Genomic DNA, 18,425 nt, shown 5'->3' with positions numbered 1-18,425 from the left:
ATGCTTGGCGATTCCGCCAAATCGCAAAACGCTATAGCCAACGCCTCAGGCAACGCTACGGACTGCGATACACGCCGATATCCAGCTTCTTGCCGCCGTTGATGTTGATCCCCGCAACCCTAGAAACCAGGTCGGCCTTGATTCCGCTCGCAGCGAGGCGGGCCAGAAAAGCCGGCTCGAAGCGCTTGTCGACGAAAGCAGCGCGGCAGGCACCCTGCCCCAGGAAATCCGCTGCGCCTTCGGGGCTGGGCATATCGAGGTCCGTCCCGGCCAGGAAGACCAGGCTCGGTTCCCGGAAGCCGACGCTCGCGGCTGTGATATCAGGGCATTGAGCCGTCTGCGCCGCCGCGGCCAGGCGCGGACTGATGGCCATGGCCTGCAGCTTGGGAATGGCACCGGCATAAATGCCCCAATAAAGCAGCAGGCTGCTCGCGAGACAGGCCAGAACGGCCTCGACGCCCCTGTCCTCGCCCAGTCGCCGCCAGGCCAGCCATGCCGTTGCCACGGCCACGATGGCGAAGGGCAGCGTCAGCCATGCGATCTCCCGCTGGTAGAACCCCACCGCGCCGATCGCGACGACCGCGAGCACCAGGGCCAACAAGGGAATGAGGCCAGCCACGATGCGGGCCCACAGGCTCCGCGAGAGCCCGTCGTCGCAAACCGCCGCGGCGATCAGGATGGCGATCGCCGGATAGACCGGCAGGACGTAATGCGGCAGCTTGGTCGGGAAAAATTCGAAGACGAGCCAGAAAGGCACCAGCCAGGCGAGCAGAAAGACCGCCGAGGCGGTTCGGCGCTGCCGCCAGACCCATGGCGCGGCCAGAGCGGCCAGCGGCGCGAAGGGCCAGAACGTACCCCAGAAGACCGCGAGATAGGTGCCGGGCCAGCCGCCATGGGATTCCTGGGCGCCCGCCACCTTGTTCAGCATGTCCTTGCCGACCGATTCCTGCAGGAAGGCGCCCTTGGTCTGGATCATGATGGCAATGAACCAGGGCGATACCAGCACGAGGGTGAACAGGATGCCCCAAAGCCAGCGCAGTTGCCCGAGCCAGCGCCAGTCACGCGTGGCAGCCACCGCACCGGCAATGGTCAGGGCGACCAGAAGGGCGCCGATTGGCCCCTTGATCAGAATGGAGGCGGCCATGCCGAGCCAGAACACCGCCGGCAGGCCCAGGCCCGTCGGCGAGGCTTCGCCACGACGGGAGGCCATGAAAAAGCGGGCAAGCACGCCCACCATCGCCATCACCGTCAAAAGCTGGGTCGCATCCGTCTTCGCCAGGCGCGCTTCGACGCCAAGCAACAGGCAACCGGCCATCATCAGTCCCGCCAGCAGGGCCGCGCGGCGGCCCACCAGCGGAATGGCGGTCCACCAAGTCAGCAGCACCGCACCGATCGCCGCGATCAGCGAGGGGATGCGATAGAGCCAGATCGTGGTACGCGCTTCGGGAACGCCAAGGCTCTCGCCGAGGCTAACGGCAGCCGTCTGCAGCCAGTAGATGCCGACCGGCTTCTTGAGCCGGGCCTCGTCCTGGAAGCGGATACTGACGAAATCGCCGCTCTCCAGCATCTGCTTGGAGGCCTGCGCGAAACGCGGCTCGTCCCGGTCCATCGGCGGCAAGCCGGTGAAGCCGGGTGCGAGCGCCAGGATGGCTACCAGCAGGAGTGTCGCAAGCGCGAGCAGGTTGGAACCTGCCAGTCGATCGAGCATACGGGCCGGCCCACGAACGCCAGCAGGTGCTTCGGATAAGGCGGCCATGCTAACCTCCACCGGTCTCGCCGGTCTTCGATGAGAAGTGGAGACCGCCGCACGCCACCGCGATATTGCCCAGGGCCGTGGCCGGGTTGTCCAGCGGGATGGCGACCCCAGCAGGGCTCGAACCTGCGACCTAGCGCTTAGAAGGCGCTCGCTCTATCCAGCTGAGCTATGGGGCCAGTCCAAAGCCGGGCGCAGGCGTTCAATGGGTCCACTGACCGATGCGCGAAACCTTGAAGTTGTCCGAATAGGACAGGATCTTCGTCGTCGCCTCTTGAGGCTCGAAGATCTGGTAGGCGATGCCGTTGCGGGTGGCGTAGGCGATGGCCTCTTCCTTGGCGGCGAAACGCAGCTTGACCTGCTGCTTCATGTCGCCCGAGGACGTCCAGCCCATCAGCGGCTCGACCGAGCGCGGCTCTTCCGGCTCGAACTCCAGGAGCCAGTCCTTCGTCTTCGCCGAACCGGACTGCATGGCCGTACGTGCCGGCTTGTAGATTCTCGCTGTCATCGTTCGCCGTCCGCCTTTTGTCTCATCCGTCGCTGGTCGGGGCAGCAGGATTCGAACCTGCGACCTATAGTACCCAAAACTATCGCGCTACCAGGCTGCGCCATACCCCGTTCAGAACGAATGTGAGCTTACTAAGGGGCCTCGCCGAGAACCGCAAGGGTCTGGGTGCCCCGATTTCAAAAAGTTGTACGACCGGATCGGATCGTCAAGGCTTGAAGATCGGATAGCTCACCTTGTCGCCGGGCTTGATGCCCAGCTTGTCCGCCGTTCCAGCCACCACCTCCAAAACGGCAAGCACGGGCGCACCTGACATGATTGTACGCGTCGACAAGGGCTCGGCACGCTTCTCGATACGCTGGATCGTGCCATCGCCACGAATGAAGATCATGTCGAGCGAGACATAGGTATTCTCCATCCAGAACGATGCGACGCGCTCCGCCGTGAATGGAAAGAGCATGCCCTTGTCCGGCTCCAGGCTGCGTCGGAACATCATGCCGCGCCGCTGCTCGTCTTCGGTCCGCATGACTTCGACCTGGAAGTCGCGCTGACCACCTGCGGTGGCGATCGACAAGGGTTCGAACACGCCGTCCTCGGCCGGTGAAGCCGAAAGACCGGCAATGCTCACAAACAGAGCCAGGACAGCAGCATAAACTATTGAAAGAAGAGGACTCTTGCGCATTCTCGTCAATGAGACTGGGGGCCAGCCGGGCCGTCGGCAAGCTTGAGCTCTGCGGCCATCAACCCCTTGGGTCCGGTGCCGAAGCGCACCATCAGGATCTGCCCGGGCTTGAGATCCATGATGCCGAACCGCCGCAGGGTCTCCATATGGACGAAAATATCCGGCGTGCCGTCCCCCCGCGAGACGAAACCGAAACCGCGCAGGCGGTTGAACCATTTCACCGTGGTCGGCTCGAAACCGCCCGTCGGCGTCACCTGTACATGGGTACGCGCAGGCGGCAGCTGGGCGGGATGGACGGCCGTCGATTCATCCATGGACAGGATGCGGAACACCTGCAGGCCCTTGGCACGCTGCGTGGCCTCGACGACGACGCGCGAGCCCTCGAAGGCGGCCTGGTATCCGTCCCGGCGCAAGACACTGACATGAAGCAGGATATCCTGGCTGCCATTGTCCGGAACGATGAACCCGTACCCCTTGGCAATGTCGAACCACTTGATGGTGCCGGCGACCTCCAGCAAGCCTGCCGGCCTCTCGTCCGGATGCCCCCCGGAGTCGCGAACTGGCTCGAACCTCGCTTCAAAATCGTTCGTACCCATCTACGCCATCCAACACATTGCCCACGGACTGGGCCGCCGCACGATTCTTGAGGCTGCTACGATAACACCCCCTGGCTCAACGGAAAGCCCGAATTAACATTTTTGTGCCTCATCTTCATACAATCGCAAAACGTCCCTAAAATCGACGAACTCTCGATAAACCGGTCGGATTTACAGGATAAACTCCCCGAGCAGATCGCCAATTTCTCCCCTCAGCAACAACTCGGCATAGGGGTCGCTCGGAGTCTCCTCCCGGTTGACGATCACCACGCGCGCGCCTTGGCGATGGGCAAGACGCGGCAGATCGGCAGCCGGATAGACGACCAGGGACGAGCCGACGACCACGAAAAGATCGCAGGTCCTGGCGAGTTCGGTAGCCCGTCGCATCGCCGCCTCCGGCATGGGCTGCCCGAAGGATATCGTCGCCGTCTTGATGAAACCGCCGCAATCATCGCAGCGCGGTGCCTCCCCGCTCGCCAGGAACGGGTCCCGCAGGGCCGCGATCTCATACCGTCTGGCACAGTCGAGGCACGTCGCATAGGTGGTGTTGCCATGCACTTCCACCACGGCATCGTCGGGGATGCCCGAATCCTGGTGCAGGTTGTCGATATTCTGCGTGATCACCGCCGGGCATTTGCCTGCCTGCACCCAGGAGGCGATCGCCCGATGGCCCCGCGTGGGCCGGGCCAGGCGGATCTCGTCATCCATGTCGAAGCGCCGGCGCCAACTCTCGCGCCGGGCCGCGTCATCGGCCAGGAACGCTTCGAAGAGAATCGGCTTCATCCGGCTCCAGCGACCGCCGGGCGAGCGAAAGTCGGGAATACCGGCCTCCGTCGACAGCCCGGCACCGGTGAAGGCGACGATGCGTTCGGCTTGCGCCAGCATCTGTGCAAAGCGAAGAAGCTTTTCACGATGCACGGCGTCCTTGTCGGCGGCGGCAATCGGCATTAGGCCTTACCTCTCCAATTGCGATGAGGATCCAATGAAATATTTGCACACCATGGTTCGCGTTCGCGACCTCGATGCCTCGCTCAAATTCTATGTCGACATCTTCGGCCTGGTCGAGGGCCGTCGCTATGAAAACGAGAAGGGCCGTTTCACCCTGGTCTTCCTGGTCGCGCCCGAGGATCTCGACGCCTTCAAGGCCGGCAAGGCCCCTGCCCTCGAGCTGACCTACAACTGGGATACGGAAGATTACGGCAGCGCCCGCAATTTCGGCCACCTCGCCTACGAGGTCGACGATATCTATGCCTTCTGTGCCAAGCTTCAGCAGGCCGGCGTCACCATCAATCGCCCGCCGCGCGACGGCCACATGGCCTTCGTGCGCTCCCCGGATCTGATCTCGATCGAGATCCTGCAGAAGGGCGATTCTCTGCCGCCGGCCGAGCCCTGGTCTTCGATGGCAAACACTGGCGTCTGGTGAAACGGGGCATTTTCGCCCCAAAACCGGCACCAAAAGCGCCCGGCACAACTAATTTCACAAAGGCGGCATATTCCTCTTGCCGCCTGCGATTCCCCCCTCTATATGTCCGCCCCGCCGCGCCCTTCGTCTATCGGTCAGGACGCCACCCTTTCACGGTGGAGAGAGGGGTTCGATTCCCCTAGGGCGCGCCACATTTTCGAACCCAAGCATCGATATCAGCCAAATATCCCGCGAATTCGATGCTTTGGTTCCCGCACATCTCCCATGACAATCGCTGACATCTCCCAGCCCATCATCGCTTTCGTTCGCGCGCATGAAGGCTGGGGTACCCTCGTCGTGCTGCTGCTGGCCTTTGGGGAATCACTCGCTTTCGTCTCGCTGCTGCTGCCGGCAACCGTCATCTTGCTCGGCATCGGCTTCCTGATCGGCGAAAGCGGCATGTCGCTCTGGCCCTTCTGTGCGGCGGCGGCGCTGGGGGCCTTTCTGGGCGATTGGCTGTCCTATTGGATCGGCCTGAAGCTCGAGCATCGCGTGGCCCATTACTGGCCGCTCACGCGCTATCCGGACCTGCTGCCCCGCGGCCATCGCTTCTTCGAAAAATGGGGCGCGCTCGGCGTCTTCTTCGGCCGTTTCCTCGGGCCGCTCAGGGCCTCGGTGCCGCTCGTGGCCGGCATCTGCGAGATGCCGGCGCTGACCTTCCAGCTCGTGAATGCCGCCTCGGCCGTGATCTGGGCCTTCGGCGTGCTGGCGCCCGGCGCCCTGGGCCTAAACTGGCTGCAATCGCTGTTCTGATCGGGTTCGAATGTGCTGGCATCTTCGAAACCCGGCCAGAAGAAGCGTTACACCATCAGCCGAACTGGCGCCTCCAATTCCCCCTTCACCGTCTTGATGAAAGCCGCAGCATCGAAGCCGTCGACGATACGATGATCGAAGGAGGAAGACAGGTTCATCAGCTTGGCGACGACGATCTGGCCGTCCTTCACCACCGGCCGCTCCACGATCTTGTTGACGCCGACGATGGCGACCTCGGGTGGATTGATGATCGGTGTCGCTGCGATGCCGCCAAGCGCCCCAAGGCTGGACACCGTGATGGTCGAGCCGGTCAGCACCTCGCGGCTCGCCTTGCCCGCCCTGGCGAGTTCGCTGAGCTTGGCGATCTCGGCAGCAAGCTGGTGCAGCGTCAACATTTCGGCATGCCGGATCACCGGCACCACCAAGCCGCGGGGCGTCTGCGTCGCCACGCCGATATGCACGGCGTTGTAGCGGTGGATGACGGCCGCCTCGGCATAGTAGCGGGCATTGACGATGGGGTGCTGGGCGATACCGCGCACCATTGCCTTGATCAAGAAGGGCAGCAGCGTCAGCTTCGGCCAACCGACGGCTGCGGTGTTGATCTCGGTGCGCGCCGCTTCGAGGGCAGTGACGTCGATCTCCTCGACATAGGTGAAATGCGGCACGCTGCGCTTGGCTTCGAGCATGCGCTCGGCGATCTGGCGGCGCAGGCCGATCACCTTGATGTCCTCGATGCCGTCATCGCCGAACGCAGGCGGTGGCGGCACTGGCGGGCGGGCCGGCCGAGCCGAGGGCATAGTCTGGGGCTGGCTGCGGGTCAGATAGTCGTCGAGATCAGCATGCTCGATCCGCCCCTCGGGCCCGCTGCCGTGGATCTTGCTGCCATCCAGCCCGAGAGCGGCCAGCCTGGCCCGTACGGCCGGAGCCGCCAGAACCTTGCCTGAGCCTGCCGGAGCAGCCGGCGGGGACGACACGGCAGCCGGCGCCGCGGCCGGCGCCGGAGCCTGAGCAGCCTTGGCTGGCGCCTTGGAGGGCTTGGCCGGCGCTGATGCAGGGGCAGGCACTGGCTCCCCGGCAGAGGCCTCGGCCTTGCCGCCGGTATCGATCACCACCAATTCGCTGCCGATCGAGGCCATCACGCCCACTTCGGCATGGCGCGAGAGGATGCGCCCCGAAACGGGCGAGGTGATCTCCACCGTCGCCTTGTCGGTCATCACATCGACGAGCGGCTCGTCCTCCTGGATCTCCTGGCCGATCTCCGCGTGCCAGGCAACGATCTCGGCCTGGGCGATGCCTTCGCCGACATCCGGCAACTTGAACACGAAATTGCTCATGATCGTCTCCGCTCAACCTGCCATCACTTTGCGCATGCCTTCTCCCACCCGTCTCGGACCGGGAAAATACTGCCACTCGAAAGTATGCGGATAGGGCGTGTCCCAACCGGTGACACGCTCGATCGGTGCCTCCAGGTGGTGGAAACAGCGCTCCTGCACCAGAGCCGACAATTCGGCGCCGAAGCCACCCGTCCGTGTCGCCTCATGCACGATCAGGCAGCGGCCGGTCTTCTTCACTGATTCCTCGATCGTCTCGATGTCGACAGGCAGGATGGTTCTGAGATCGACGATCTCCGCATCGATCCCCGTCTCCTGCGTCGCCGTGAGCGCGACATGCACCATGGTGCCATAAGCAAGAATGGTGAGTTCGCTGCCTTCCCTGATGATCGCGGCCTTGCCGAGCGGCACCTTGTAATGGCCCGCCGGCACGTCTGCCCCGGCCTGGTCGGTCCAGGGCTTGAGCGGGCGGTCGTGATGGCCGTCGAAGGGGCCGTTGTAGAGGCGCTTGGGTTCGAAAAACAACACGGGATCATCATCCTCGACCGCGCTGATCAAGAGCCCCTTGGCGTCATAGGGGTTGGACGGGATCACCGTCTTGAGGCCGCAGACATGGCTGAACAGGCCTTCCGGGCTCTGGCTATGGGTCTGGCCGCCGAAAATGCCGCCGCCATAGGGCGAGCGTATGGTGATCGGCGAGGTGAACTCCCCACCCGAGCGGTAGCGCAGGCGCGCCGCTTCCGAGACGATCTGGTCGAAGCCGGGATAGATGTAGTCGGCGAACTGGCATTCGACGATCGGCCTGAGCCCATACGCACCCATGCCGATGGCGACGGCGATCAGGCCGCCTTCGGCGATCGGGGCATCGAAAACGCGCTGCGAACTGTAGCGCTGCTGCAGGCCGTCCGTGCAGCGGAACACACCGCCGAAGAAGCCGACATCCTCGCCGAAAACAAGCACGTTGGGATCGTTCTTGAGCAGGACGTCCATGGCCGAATTGAGGGCCTGCACCATATTCATGGCCGGCATTATTCGCCCTCCTTCTTAGTGGCGGCTTCCTTGGCAGCTTCGAAGCGGGTGAGCTCGTCCAATTGTTCCTTGAGATGCCAGGGCATCTCCTTGAACACGTCCTCGAACATGGTCTCGTTGCCGTGATGCGGGCCATCGCTGAGAATGCCATGGCGCTGGGCTTCGGCGTTGGCGGCCTTGACCTCGGCTTGCAGTTCCTTGGCCTGTGCCTGGTGGCGCTCCTCGCTCCATTCGCCCAAGCCGATGAGATGGCGCTTCAAGCGTTCGACCGGGTCGCCGAAGGGCCAGTATTTCTCCTCGTCGCCCGGGCGATAGCGGCCGGGATCGTCGCTGGTGGAATGGGCGGCGACCCGATAGGTGAAAAGCTCGATCAGGGTCGGACCATGATTGGAGCGGGCGCGCTCGGCGGCCCAGCGCGTCACGGCATAGACGGCGAGCAGATCGTTGCCGTCGACCCGGATGCCCGGCATGCCGAAGCCGATGGCACGCGAGGCGAAGGTGGCCTCCTCGCCGCCGGCGACGCCCTGGCTGGAAGAAATCGCCCATTGATTGTTGACGAGATTGATCAGCACCGGCGCGTGATAGACGGAGGCGAACACCATGCCATGGTGGAAATCACCCTCGGCGGAGGAACCGTCGCCGATCCAGGCCGCGGCGATGCGCCGGTCGCGCTTATAGGCCGAAGCCATGGCCCAGCCGACGGCCTGCGGCACCTGGGTGGCGAGATTGCCGGAGATGGAAAAGAAGCCTGCCTCCTTGGCCGAATAGAGCACCGGCAATTGCCGCCCCTTCAGCCGGTCCTGCCCATTGGAATAGATCTGGGACATCATGTCGGTGAGCGGCCAGCCTCGCGCCACCAGGAGGCCCTGCTGGCGATAGGTCGGGAAGCACATGTCGCCGGCTTCGAGCGCCAGCGCCTGACCGACAGCCACCGCCTCCTCACCGGTGCACTTCATGTAGAAGGAGGTCTTGCCTTGACGTTGAGCCTTGAACATCTGGTCGTCGAAATAGCGCGTCAGCATCATGGCGCGCAGGGCCTTGCGCAAGGTGTCGGCGTCGAGCTTGGGGTCCCAGGGGCCGACAGCCTTGCCCTCGTCGTCGAGCACCCTGACGAGGCCGAAAGCAAGGTCCCGGGTTTCGGAAGCAACCGCCGTCACCGGCGGGCGCTGAGCCTCGCCCGCTCCCGGCAGGTTGAGATAGCTGAAATCAGGCGTATCGCCCGGCCGGAAGCGGGCTTCCGGAATGTGCAGACTGAGCGTGGTCTTCTTGGTCATCGAACGGGCGCTCCCAGGACGTCTGGAGCAAAGCGCGTTCAGGCATGAACGCTTGTTTGCCCCAGCTCTTTGTTTCGACGCGTCTTTGCGCCTCGACGTGAGGACGTCTCATCGCAAAACGCTTTGGCTGTCCGGCTGGCTTGAGGTTGCGTCTGGTCGGGTCAAAAGGGGAATGGGGCTCGATTCGATGATCGAACCCCACTCGATGGTGTTTCCAGCAGCGTCAGCTCGTCTCGCGAAAGATCTCGCGGCCGATCAGCATGCGCCGGATCTCGGAGGTACCGGCGCCGATCTCGTAGAGTTTGGCGTCACGAAGAAGGCGTCCGGCCGGGAAATCGTTGATATAGCCGTTGCCGCCCAGGGCCTGGATCGCCTCGAGCGCGACCTTGGTGGCATTCTCGGCCGAATAAAGAATGCAACCGGCCGCGTCCTTGCGGGCAACCTCGCCGCGGTCGCAAGCCGAGGCGACGGCATAGGTATAGGCCCGCGAGGCATTGAAGATCGTGTACATGTCTGCGAGCTTGCCCTGCATCAGCTGGAAGGTGCCGATCGCCTCGCCGAACTGCTTTCGCTCATGCACATAGGGCACCACCAGATCGAGGGCCGCAGCCATCAGCCCGATCGGACCGCCCGCCAGCACCACGCGCTCGAAATCGAGGCCGGACATCAGGATACGCACCCCGTCGCCGGCCTTGCCGAGCAGATTGGCTGCAGGCACGAAACAATCCTCGAACACCAGTTCGCAGGTGCTGGAACCGCGCATGCCGAGCTTGTCGAGCTTGGGCGAGGTGCGGAAGCCGGCAAAGCCGCGCTCGACGATGAAGGTGGAAATACCCTTCGGACCGGCAGCGGGGTCGGTCTTGGCATAGACCACCAGCACATCGGCATCGGGGCCGTTGGTGATCCACATCTTGGTGCCGTTGAGGACATAGCCGCCGTCCCGGGCCTCGGCCCGGAGGCTCATCGATACCACGTCAGAGCCGGATCCGGCCTCCGACATCGCCAGCGAGCCGACATGCTCGCCCGAAATCAGCTTGGGCAGATAGCGCTGCTTCTGCTCTGGAGTGGCATGGCGGGTGAGTTGGTTGACGCAGAGATTGGAATGGGCGCCATAGGAAAGCGCCACGGCACCCGAGGCCCGGCTGATTTCCTCCATGGCGATGCAATGGGCGAGATAACCCATGCCCGAGCCGCCATAGTCGGCCTCCGCGGTGATGCCGAGCAGGCCGAGGGCACCGAGTTCGGGCCACAGGTCGCGCGGAAAGGCATTGTCGCGATCGATGGCGGCGGCGCGCGGCGCGATCCTTTCCGCTGCGAAACGCTGCACCATGCGGCGCAATTCCTCGATGTCCCCACCGAGATTGAAGTTCAGGCCGCCATCATACATGAGCCCTCTCCCTGATATTTCGTATTATTTTATCTTGGCCGCTAGAGCCTGCCCCGTGCGCGAGCGCGGAGCCGAACCGAGAGCGGCGCAGACTGCCCTGCCCGCTGCCGCAACCCTGTCGAGATCGACCCCGGTTTCGACACCAAGACCGTCAAGCATGTAAACGAGATCCTCGGTCGCCAGGTTTCCGCTCGCCCCCGGCGCATAGGGGCAGCCACCGAGACCCGCCACCGAAGCGTCCACTACGGTGACACCGAGTTCCAGGCAGGCCAGGACATTGGCAAGCGCCTGGCCATAGGTGTCGTGGAAATGCACGGCGGTGCGCCTGATGCCGATCTCGCCAGCCACTGCCGCCGTCATCGCGCGCGCTGCGTCGGGCGTTCCCACGCCGATGGTGTCGCCGAGGGAGATTTCCTCGCACCCCATCGCGGCCAGAGCCGTTGCCACCGAAACCACGGCGGAGACGGGGACGCGCCCTTCATAGGGACAGCCGAGCACGCAGCTGACATAGCCGCGCACCTTCAGGCCCTTGGCCCGGGCCTCGGTCACGATCGGCCTGTACTCGGCGAGGCTCTCTTCGATGCTGCGGTTGATGTTGCGGCGGCTGAAGCTCTCGGAGGCCGCGGCGAACACGGCGATATACTTGGCCTTGGCCGCAAGCGCATCGGCAAAACCGCGGGCATTGGGCACCAGCACGGGCAGATGCACCTGCCCCGCCAAGGAGGACAGCCCGGCCAGCACTTCGGCGGTTTCAGCCATCTGCGGCAGGTTCCTGGGTGAGACGAAGCTGCCGGCTTCCACCGTGCGCAACCCGGCCGCAGCCAGGTCGCGGACCAAGGCGATGCGTGTCTCGACCGGCAGCACCCTGCTCTCGTTCTGGAGGCCGTCCCGGGGGCCGACCTCGAAAATCTCGACGCGCCCAGCCCGGCTCATGGCTCGACCTCCAGCACCACCAGTTCGGCGCCGGCGACGACCTGATCGCCGACGGCGACATCGACAACCTTGACGACGCCTGTGCGCGGGGCAGAGACGGTGTGCTCCATCTTCATGGCTTCGATCACCACCAAGGGCTGCCCCTTCTCGACCGTCTCTCCCGCAACGGCACTGACCGACAGCACCAGGCCGGGCATGGGCGACAGGATGCGGCCTGCCCCTTCACTTTCGACACCACGCGGCTTGCGGGGATCACGCACGCCGAAAGCGTAGGATCGGCCATCCACGAACAAGGTCAGCGTTTCGCCGAACAAGGCAGTACGGGCCTTCAGCACCCCCTCGCCGATCCGCAGCCTTGCCGTTCCGTCGGCATCGAGGCTGCCCTCGACATTGACGAACCGATCGCCGAGGCGCAGTTCATATCCTCCTGCCCGCCAAACCGCGTCGACACCGATCAGCGCATCACCCCAGGCCAGATCCAGCTTGCGCCGAGCCGAGCCGGACAGGCGCCAGCCGCCAGTCTCGCCCCACGGTGAATGGGGATCGGCCGGATCGGCAGCCTTGGCCTGGCGCTCGGCGGCCCCCAGGGCCACGAAGGCCGCTGCTGCAACCACCTCGTCCGACGGATGCGGGGCCGATGCCAGAAGATCGGCCTGATGGTGCTCGATGAAACGCGTATCGACCCCGCCCTCGGCAAAGGCCGGATGGCGGATGATGGCGGCAAGGAAATCCCTGTTGGTATGGGGTCCCACCACCTCGACGGCATCGAGCCCAGCCGCGAGGCGGGCGATGGCTTCGGCACGGTCAGCGCCAGCGGCGATCACCTTGGCGAGCAGGGAATCGTAATGCATCGAGATGGTGTCGCCGCTGCGAAAACCGCTGTCGACGCGAATGCCGGGAAGCTGATCGGGGAGTACGAGATGCTCGATCCTGCCGATGCTCGGCAGGAAGCCGCCGGCCGGATCCTCGGCGCACAGGCGCGCCTCCAGGGCATGGCCCGTGCAGGCGATCGCCTCCTGCGTCAACGGCAACGGCGCGCCGCCCGCCACCCGCAACTGCCAGGACACGAGATCGAGGCCGGTGACCGCTTCCGTCACCGGATGCTCGACCTGAAGCCTCGTATTCATCTCCATGAAATAGAAATGGTCGTCGGCAACCAGAAACTCAACGGTGCCGGCGCCGACATAATCGACCGATTGCGCACAGGTGATCGCCGCCTGATGCAGGCCGGCCCGCAAGGTCGGCGGCAGGTCCGGCGCCGGTGCTTCCTCGATCACCTTCTGGTGGCGACGCTGCACCGAACAATCGCGGTCGAACAGATGCACCGTGTTGCCGTGGTGGTCGGCGAAGACCTGCACTTCGACATGGCGCGCGGTCTGCAGATAGCGCTCGATCACCATGCGATCGTCGCCGAAGGACGAGCGCGCCTCGCGCTGGGCGGCTTGCAGGGCTGCCGGCAGATCCTCGACCCGCCTTACGATATGCATGCCCTTGCCGCCGCCTCCGGCCGAGGGCTTGAGCAGCACGGGAAAGCCGATGGCCTCCGCCGCAGCGACCAGCGTGTCGACGCCCTGGTCCTCGCCCTCATAGCCCGACAGCACCGGCACGCCAGCTGCCGCCATGCGGGAACGCGCCTGAGCCTTGTCGCCCATGGCCAGGATGGTCTCGGCCGACGGCCCGACGAAAGTGATATCAGCCGCGGCGCAGGCCCGGGCGAACTCGGCATTCTCGGCCAGAAAACCATAGCCGGGATGAATGGCATCGGCACCGCTGGCCTTGGCAGCAGCAATCAGTTTTTCAATCGACAGATAACTTTCGCGCGACGGTGCAGGGCCGATGCGCAGCGCCCGGTCCGCCAGCGACACGGCGAGACTGTCGGCATCGGCATCCGAATAGACGGCGACCGTACGGATACCCATGGCACGGGCCGTGCGGATGATGCGCACGGCAATCTCGCCGCGATTGGCGATCAGGAGCACGCGAATGGGTCTGGACTGAGGAGCGGTCATGACATCCATCCCGGCTTGCGCTTGGCGAAGAAGGCGGCGAGCCCCTCGCGCGCTTCGGTCGATGAGCGGATCGAGGCGATGCGCCGGGCGCTCTCCTCGATGCGCTCGGCCGTGATCGGACCGGCCATGTCGACCACCAGTTTCTTGGCAGCAGCGATGGCCTCCGGACCACCGGCGAGGATGTCCGAGAGACAGCGTTGCACCGCCTCGTCCAGCGTTTCTGGCGCCGCTATTTCATGGACCAACCCGTATCTCAGTGCCTCGTCGGCCGAAAAGCGTTCGGCGGTGAGGAAGAGGCGGCGCGCGGCGCGCTGGCCGATCGCCCTGACGACGTAGGGGCTGATCGCACCGGGGATGAGGCCGAGGCGCACCTCACTGAGGGAAAAGCGCGCCTGCGGCACGGCAATGGCGATGTCGCAGCAGGCGACCAGGCCCACGGCGCCGCCAAAGGCCGCGCCCTGCACCCTTGCGAGTGTCGGCTTGGGGCAGGTATCGACCACGCGCATCAGCTCGGCAAGCTGACGCGCATCGGCGAGATTGTCCTCCGGCGAGGCATCGGCGGCACGCCGCATCCAGGCGAGATCCGCCCCGGCCGAGAAGGCCTTGCCCTCTGCCCGCAGCAGGACCGCACGCACGCCTGCATCGGTGCCCGCCTCGGAAAAAGCCCGCGTCAGTTCGGCGATGAGCCCTTCATCGAAGGCATTCAGCACCTCGGGACGGCCCAGCGTGAGGACCGCGACCGCTCCGTCCCGCTCTACGCGCAAACTCACATCCGGAACACGCCGAAGCGTGTCTCCCTGGCCGGAGCATTGCGCGACGCCGACAGCGCCAGCGCCAGGACCATGCGCGTTTCCGCCGGATCGATGATACCGTCGTCCCACAGCCGCGCCGTCGAGTAATAGGGGTTGCCCTGTTCCTCATACTGGGCGCGGATCGGTGCCTTGAAGGCTTCCTCTGCCTCCGCATCGATTTTGGACTCATCGGTCCCGGCCGAATCCCGCCGCACCTGCGCCAAGACATTGGCGGCCTGCTCGCCCCCCATCACGGAGATTCGGGCATTGGGCCACATCCACAGGAAGCGCGGATCATAGGCGCGGCCGCACATGGCATAATTGCCGGCACCGAAGCTGTTGCCGATCACCACGGTGAATTTCGGCACGTTCGCCGCCGCGACGGCCGCCACCAGCTTGGCGCCGTCCTTGGCGATACCACCCGCCTCATACTCGCGGCCGACCATGAAGCCGGTGATGTTCTGCAGGAAGAGCAAGGGAATGCCGCGCTGGCAGGCCAATTCGATGAAATGGGCGCCCTTGAGCGCCGATTCGGAGAAGAGAATGCCGTTATTGGCGATGATGCCGACGGGATAACCCCAGATCCGGGCGAAGCCGGTGACCAGCGTATTGCCGAAATCGGCCTTGAACTCGTCGAACTCTGAACCATCGACCAGCCTCGCAATGATCTGCCTGACGTCATAGGGCTTGCGCGGATCGGCAGAGACGATGCCGTAGATCTCCCTGGGATCGTAGAGAGGCAGCTTCGGCGCCTCGATGTCGCCGTTACAGTCCTTGCGGCGATTGAGATTGCCGACGATTTCCCTGGCGATGCCGAGGGCATGGGCATCGTTCTCGGCGGCATAGTCGGCCACGCCCGAGGTTCGGGTGTGGGTATCGGTGCCGCCCAGCACCTCTGCACTCACCGTCTCGCCCGTGGCGGCCTTCACCAGCGGCGGACCACCGAGGAAGATGGTGGCCTGGTTGCGCACCATCACCACCTGGTCGGCCATCGCAGGCACATAGGCCCCGCCCGCGGTGGAACTGCCCATCACCACGGCGACCTGCGGGATGCCGGCCGCCGACAGGCGTGCCTGGTTGAAGAAGATGCGGCCGAAATGCTCGCGATCGGGAAAGACCTCATCCTGCTTGGGCAGGAAGGCCCCGCCGGAATCGACCAGATAGACGCAAGGCAGATAGTTCTCAGCGGCGATAGCCTGCGCCCGCAGATGCTTCTTCACCGTCATCGGGAAGTAGGTGCCGCCCTTCACCGTGGCGTCATTGGCGACGATCATGCATTCACGGCCCGAGATGCGGCCGATGCCGGTGATCAGCCCGGCCGCCGGCACTTCGTCGCGATAGAGGCCGAAGGCAGCCAGTTGGGACAGCTCCAGGAAGGGAGCTCCGGCGTCGAGAAGCAATTCGATGCGGTCGCGCGGCAGCAATTTGCCGCGCTTGAGATGTTTTTCTCGAGCGGATGCGGAACCGCCGCCACCGGCGCGCTGATTGCGCTCCTTCAGTTCAGCGGCGAGCGCTGCCAGCGCATCATGATTGCGCTGAAACGTCTCCGACCGCCGATCGATTGTACTCCCTATGATCGGCATGCAGACCGCCTTGCCTGTTGCAAGCCGCTTGCGATGCGGCCTTGATTGGATCATAAACGAACGAACGTTTGTTTCTATAGTCGGGAGCGGATTTCTCCGCAAGTGGAATAGGGCCTGTCTTCGGCTATGGTTTGGAGTTTGATGAGGTCAAAAATGGTTGAATGGGAGGAGCTAGCGCTGCAAAGACTGCCGTCTTGGCAAGCGAAGCAACGCTGCAGGCGACCATTTTTGACTTCACCCTTCTGGGGCGGAGCGCTTTTGGCCGATGAGTGCGTCGTATCAGCCACAGGCTTTGCCTGTGGCGGACGTAGCAAGCCGAAAGGCTTGCGTCCTCGAACTCCTTCTTCTCGGCCAAAATCCCTCCCGTCAAACCCAAACCATAGCTGAAGACAGGCCCTAACATGGCACGCAGGGTGGGAGCGGATGGCAGCAAGACGGCGGAGGCGATCCGCGCCGCGGGCCTGCGTCTGATCTTCGAGCATGGCTATGAAGGCATGAGCCTGCGGGATCTCGCCCAGATCGTCGGCATCCAGCCGGGCTCGCTGTACAATCACATCACCACCAAGCAGGCCCTGCTGTTCGATTTCCTGGTCGAACACATGACGCGGTTGACCGAAGCCCTCGACGCCGCATTGGCCGGCATCGAGAGTCCCCTCGCCCGTCTCGACACCTTCATCGAGTTCCATCTGCGCTACCATCTGACCCGGCGGATGGAAGTCTTCGTCAACAATTCGGAACTGCGCAGCCTGGAGCCTCAGAACAGGGCTGTCGTGACCGGCCTGCGCCGCGACTATGAACGGCGCCTGGAACAGATCCTTGCCGAGGGGACCGGGAGCGGTGCTCTGGCGGTACCGGATGTGACCGTCGCCACCTTCGCGATCATCGCCCAACTTACCGGCGTGGTCGGCTGGTACGATCCCAAGGGGCGTCTCGGCGAGGACGAAATTATCGCCATCCATCGGCAGTTGGTCGTGCAGGGCCTCCTGCCGCTCCTACCCTAGTCCGGAGATTTTTCTTCATCAAAGGCTGGTCTTTGCTCGCGGTCGGAATATCATCTGACAATTGGCTTCATTCCTGAGCTCGTTGTCGGGGTGCCAATCGAATTTCGTTTCAATACCAGCGCATGTTTCGAATGCCGGCGATCGAGATCGTCGCGAGCCGGCTTCGTTCCGTAAATGGGGAATATCCATGGAATATCGTCAATTGGGCGGGTCAGGCTTCAAGGTGCCGGCCCTGAGCCTGGGAACCGGCACGTTCGGCGGCGGCGGTGATTTCTTCAAGGCCTGGGGCTCGACCGATGCGGAAGGCGCGCGGCGCCTGCTCGACATCTGCATCGACGCCGGCGTCACCATGTTCGACAGCGCCGATATCTATTCGTCAGGCCTCGCCGAGGAGATTCTCGGCAAGGCCATCGCCGGGCGCCGCGATCGGGTTGTTATCTCGACCAAGGCGACCTTCCGCTCCGGTCCCGGGCCAAACGATGTCGGCTCCTCGCGCTTTCATCTCACCGACGCCGTCGACAAGGCGTTGAAGCGGCTCGGCACCGATTATATCGACCTGTTCCAACTGCACGGCTTCGACGCACTCACCCCCGTCGAGGAAGTGCTGCAGACCTTCGACGACCTGATTCGTGCCGGGAAGATCCGCTATATCGGCGTCTCCAACTTCTCCGGCTGGCATCTGGCGAAGTCCCTGGCCGCCTCGGACCGTCATGGCCTGCCGCGCTATGTCGCCCACCAGGCCTATTATTCGCTCGTCGGCCGCGATTATGAATGGGAGCTGATGCCGCTCGGTCTCGACCAGAAGGTCGGCGCCGTGGTGTGGAGTCCACTCGGCTGGGGACGCCTGACCGGAAAGCTGCGTCGTGGCGTGCCATTGCCGGAGCGTAGCCGCCTGCATCAGACCGCCGCCGATGGTCCGCCGGTCGCCGATGAACTGCTCTATCGTGTCGTCGATGCCATCGACGCCATCGCCGGCGAAACCGGCAAGAGCGTACCCCAGATCGCCCTCAACTGGCTGCTGCAGCGCCCCACTGTTGCCAGCGTGATCATCGGCGCACGCGACGAGGCGCAATTGCACGAGAATCTCGGTGCCGTCGGCTGGTCGCTGACGCCGGAGCAAATCGCAAAGCTGGACGAAGCCAGCACCGTCACCCTGCCCTATCCCTATTGGCACCAGCGTGGTTTCGCCGAGCGCAATCCGCCACCGGTGTGAACAGACAGAACCGCTCTCCGGTCAGGTAATGGCGGGGGCTGCGTCGATCACGCGCAATTGCACGCGTTCGCGCCCGCCATAGCGGTCGACACTCAAGGTGCCGGCGACATGTACCGCCCTGCC

17 protein-coding genes and 3 tRNA genes are annotated in these 18,425 nt (G+C 64.2%); 5 read left to right on the top strand and 15 right to left on the bottom strand.

The genetic code is table 11. The features are described 5' to 3' along the window. Positions 1-55 precede the first annotated feature (55 nt). The 7 genes from BA190_RS30300 to BA190_RS30270 form a co-directional block, all read right to left on the bottom strand. Positions 56-1,756, bottom strand: a complete 1,701-nt coding sequence (locus BA190_RS30300) for a glycosyltransferase family 39 protein (protein WP_068297017.1) — start codon at positions 1,754-1,756, stop codon at positions 56-58. 99 nt (positions 1,757-1,855) lie between these two features. Next, positions 1,856-1,932: transfer RNA gene (locus BA190_RS30295), tRNA-Arg, on the bottom strand. A gap of 23 nt (positions 1,933-1,955) precedes the next feature. Further along, on the bottom strand, positions 1,956-2,261 hold the full coding sequence (locus BA190_RS30290; protein ID WP_068297015.1) for an ETC complex I subunit: 306 nt from the start codon (positions 2,259-2,261) through the stop codon (positions 1,956-1,958). A 33-nt stretch (positions 2,262-2,294) separates the two neighbouring features. After that, positions 2,295-2,371 (bottom strand) — tRNA-Pro (locus tag BA190_RS30285). Between the two features lie 95 nt (positions 2,372-2,466). Beyond that, entirely contained in the window at positions 2,467-2,886 is a 420-nt protein-coding gene (locus tag BA190_RS30280; protein ID WP_245315001.1) for a DUF192 domain-containing protein, read from the bottom strand. A 59-nt stretch (positions 2,887-2,945) separates the two neighbouring features. Then, positions 2,946-3,536 (bottom strand): cold-shock protein, encoded by a 591-nt coding sequence (locus tag BA190_RS30275; protein ID WP_068297011.1) that lies wholly within the window; start codon positions 3,534-3,536, stop codon positions 2,946-2,948. 171 nt (positions 3,537-3,707) lie between these two features. Then, entirely contained in the window at positions 3,708-4,484 is a 777-nt protein-coding gene (locus BA190_RS30270; RefSeq protein WP_082980143.1) for a Sir2 family NAD-dependent protein deacetylase, read from the bottom strand. Positions 4,485-4,518: 34 nt separating this feature from the next. Between BA190_RS30270 and BA190_RS30265 the strand changes: the two genes are divergently transcribed. The 3 genes from BA190_RS30265 (at position 4,519) to BA190_RS30255 (ending at position 5,751) form a co-directional block, all read left to right on the top strand. After that, positions 4,519-4,959, top strand: a complete 441-nt coding sequence (locus BA190_RS30265) for a VOC family protein (protein ID WP_068297007.1) — start codon at positions 4,519-4,521, stop codon at positions 4,957-4,959. A 116-nt stretch (positions 4,960-5,075) separates the two neighbouring features. Continuing rightward, positions 5,076-5,150: transfer RNA gene (locus tag BA190_RS30260), tRNA-Glu, on the top strand. Positions 5,151-5,223: 73 nt separating this feature from the next. Beyond that, positions 5,224-5,751 (top strand): DedA family protein, encoded by a 528-nt coding sequence (locus tag BA190_RS30255; RefSeq protein WP_068297003.1) that lies wholly within the window; start codon positions 5,224-5,226, stop codon positions 5,749-5,751. A gap of 47 nt (positions 5,752-5,798) precedes the next feature. On the opposite strand, the gene BA190_RS30250 is transcribed toward BA190_RS30255, so the two are convergent. The 8 genes from BA190_RS30250 to BA190_RS30215 form a co-directional block, all read right to left on the bottom strand. After that, entirely contained in the window at positions 5,799-7,085 is a 1,287-nt protein-coding gene (locus BA190_RS30250) for a dihydrolipoamide acetyltransferase family protein (protein WP_068297001.1), read from the bottom strand. Positions 7,086-7,097: 12 nt separating this feature from the next. Then, a complete protein-coding gene (locus tag BA190_RS30245) occupies positions 7,098-8,111 on the bottom strand; it encodes an alpha-ketoacid dehydrogenase subunit beta (protein ID WP_202908546.1) in 1,014 nt (337 codons plus the stop codon). Beyond that, complete coding sequence (locus tag BA190_RS30240) at positions 8,111-9,385, bottom strand: thiamine pyrophosphate-dependent enzyme (protein ID WP_068296999.1); 1,275 nt, start codon at positions 9,383-9,385, stop codon at positions 8,111-8,113. The genes BA190_RS30245 and BA190_RS30240 overlap by 1 nt, the downstream gene beginning before the upstream one ends. Before the next feature lie 223 nt (positions 9,386-9,608). After that, positions 9,609-10,772, bottom strand: coding sequence for an isovaleryl-CoA dehydrogenase (locus BA190_RS30235; RefSeq protein WP_068296997.1), 1,164 nt, complete (start codon positions 10,770-10,772; stop codon positions 9,609-9,611). Between the two features lie 24 nt (positions 10,773-10,796). Next, positions 10,797-11,705: a hydroxymethylglutaryl-CoA lyase gene (locus BA190_RS30230; protein ID WP_068296994.1), complete on the bottom strand. Its 909-nt coding sequence runs from the start codon at positions 11,703-11,705 to the stop codon at positions 10,797-10,799. Beyond that, positions 11,702-13,714, bottom strand: coding sequence for a biotin carboxylase N-terminal domain-containing protein (locus BA190_RS30225; protein WP_068297186.1), 2,013 nt, complete (start codon positions 13,712-13,714; stop codon positions 11,702-11,704). The genes BA190_RS30230 and BA190_RS30225 overlap by 4 nt, the downstream gene beginning before the upstream one ends. Then, on the bottom strand, positions 13,711-14,478 hold the full coding sequence (locus BA190_RS30220) for an enoyl-CoA hydratase/isomerase family protein (RefSeq protein WP_245315000.1): 768 nt from the start codon (positions 14,476-14,478) through the stop codon (positions 13,711-13,713). The genes BA190_RS30225 and BA190_RS30220 overlap by 4 nt, the downstream gene beginning before the upstream one ends. 2 nt (positions 14,479-14,480) lie before the next feature. Beyond that, complete coding sequence (locus BA190_RS30215) at positions 14,481-16,088, bottom strand: carboxyl transferase domain-containing protein (RefSeq protein WP_068297183.1); 1,608 nt, start codon at positions 16,086-16,088, stop codon at positions 14,481-14,483. Positions 16,089-16,489: 401 nt separating this feature from the next. Between BA190_RS30215 and BA190_RS30210 the strand changes: the two genes are divergently transcribed. Continuing rightward, positions 16,490-17,089 (top strand): TetR/AcrR family transcriptional regulator, encoded by a 600-nt coding sequence (locus tag BA190_RS30210; RefSeq protein ID WP_068296982.1) that lies wholly within the window; start codon positions 16,490-16,492, stop codon positions 17,087-17,089. Between the two features lie 187 nt (positions 17,090-17,276). After that, positions 17,277-18,302, top strand: a complete 1,026-nt coding sequence (locus BA190_RS30205; protein WP_068296980.1) for an aldo/keto reductase — start codon at positions 17,277-17,279, stop codon at positions 18,300-18,302. The last annotated feature ends 123 nt before the right edge of the window (positions 18,303-18,425 follow it).

Origin of the sequence: Labrys sp. WJW (genome assembly GCF_001676615.1) — a bacterium.
GTDB classification, from domain to species: Bacteria; Pseudomonadota; Alphaproteobacteria; order Rhizobiales; family Labraceae; genus Labrys; species Labrys sedimenti.
Note: the sequence above shows the minus strand (reverse complement) of the source record. Positions and strands in the feature narration are given on the sequence as shown.

Bases quoted from the DNA above. Each gene is read 5' to 3' on its own strand.
- BA190_RS30300 (WP_068297017.1), bottom strand. From the start codon at position 1,756: ATGGCCGCCTTATCCGAAGCACCTGCTGGCGTTCGTGGGCCGGCCCGT.
- BA190_RS30290 (WP_068297015.1), bottom strand. From the start codon at position 2,261: ATGACAGCGAGAATCTACAAGCCGGCACGTACGGCCATGCAGTCCGGT.
- BA190_RS30275 (WP_068297011.1), bottom strand. From the start codon at position 3,536: ATGGGTACGAACGATTTTGAAGCGAGGTTCGAGCCAGTTCGCGACTCC.
- BA190_RS30270 (WP_082980143.1), bottom strand. From the start codon at position 4,484: ATGCCGATTGCCGCCGCCGACAAGGACGCCGTGCATCGTGAAAAGCTT.
- BA190_RS30265 (WP_068297007.1), top strand. From the start codon at position 4,519: ATGAAATATTTGCACACCATGGTTCGCGTTCGCGACCTCGATGCCTCG.
- BA190_RS30255 (WP_068297003.1), top strand. From the start codon at position 5,224: ATGACAATCGCTGACATCTCCCAGCCCATCATCGCTTTCGTTCGCGCG.
- BA190_RS30250 (WP_068297001.1), bottom strand. From the start codon at position 7,085: ATGAGCAATTTCGTGTTCAAGTTGCCGGATGTCGGCGAAGGCATCGCC.
- BA190_RS30245 (WP_202908546.1), bottom strand. From the start codon at position 8,111: ATGCCGGCCATGAATATGGTGCAGGCCCTCAATTCGGCCATGGACGTC.
- BA190_RS30240 (WP_068296999.1), bottom strand. From the start codon at position 9,385: ATGACCAAGAAGACCACGCTCAGTCTGCACATTCCGGAAGCCCGCTTC.
- BA190_RS30235 (WP_068296997.1), bottom strand. From the start codon at position 10,772: ATGTATGATGGCGGCCTGAACTTCAATCTCGGTGGGGACATCGAGGAA.
- BA190_RS30230 (WP_068296994.1), bottom strand. From the start codon at position 11,705: ATGAGCCGGGCTGGGCGCGTCGAGATTTTCGAGGTCGGCCCCCGGGAC.
- BA190_RS30225 (WP_068297186.1), bottom strand. From the start codon at position 13,714: ATGACCGCTCCTCAGTCCAGACCCATTCGCGTGCTCCTGATCGCCAAT.
- BA190_RS30215 (WP_068297183.1), bottom strand. From the start codon at position 16,088: ATGCCGATCATAGGGAGTACAATCGATCGGCGGTCGGAGACGTTTCAG.
- BA190_RS30210 (WP_068296982.1), top strand. From the start codon at position 16,490: ATGGCACGCAGGGTGGGAGCGGATGGCAGCAAGACGGCGGAGGCGATC.
- BA190_RS30205 (WP_068296980.1), top strand. From the start codon at position 17,277: ATGGAATATCGTCAATTGGGCGGGTCAGGCTTCAAGGTGCCGGCCCTG.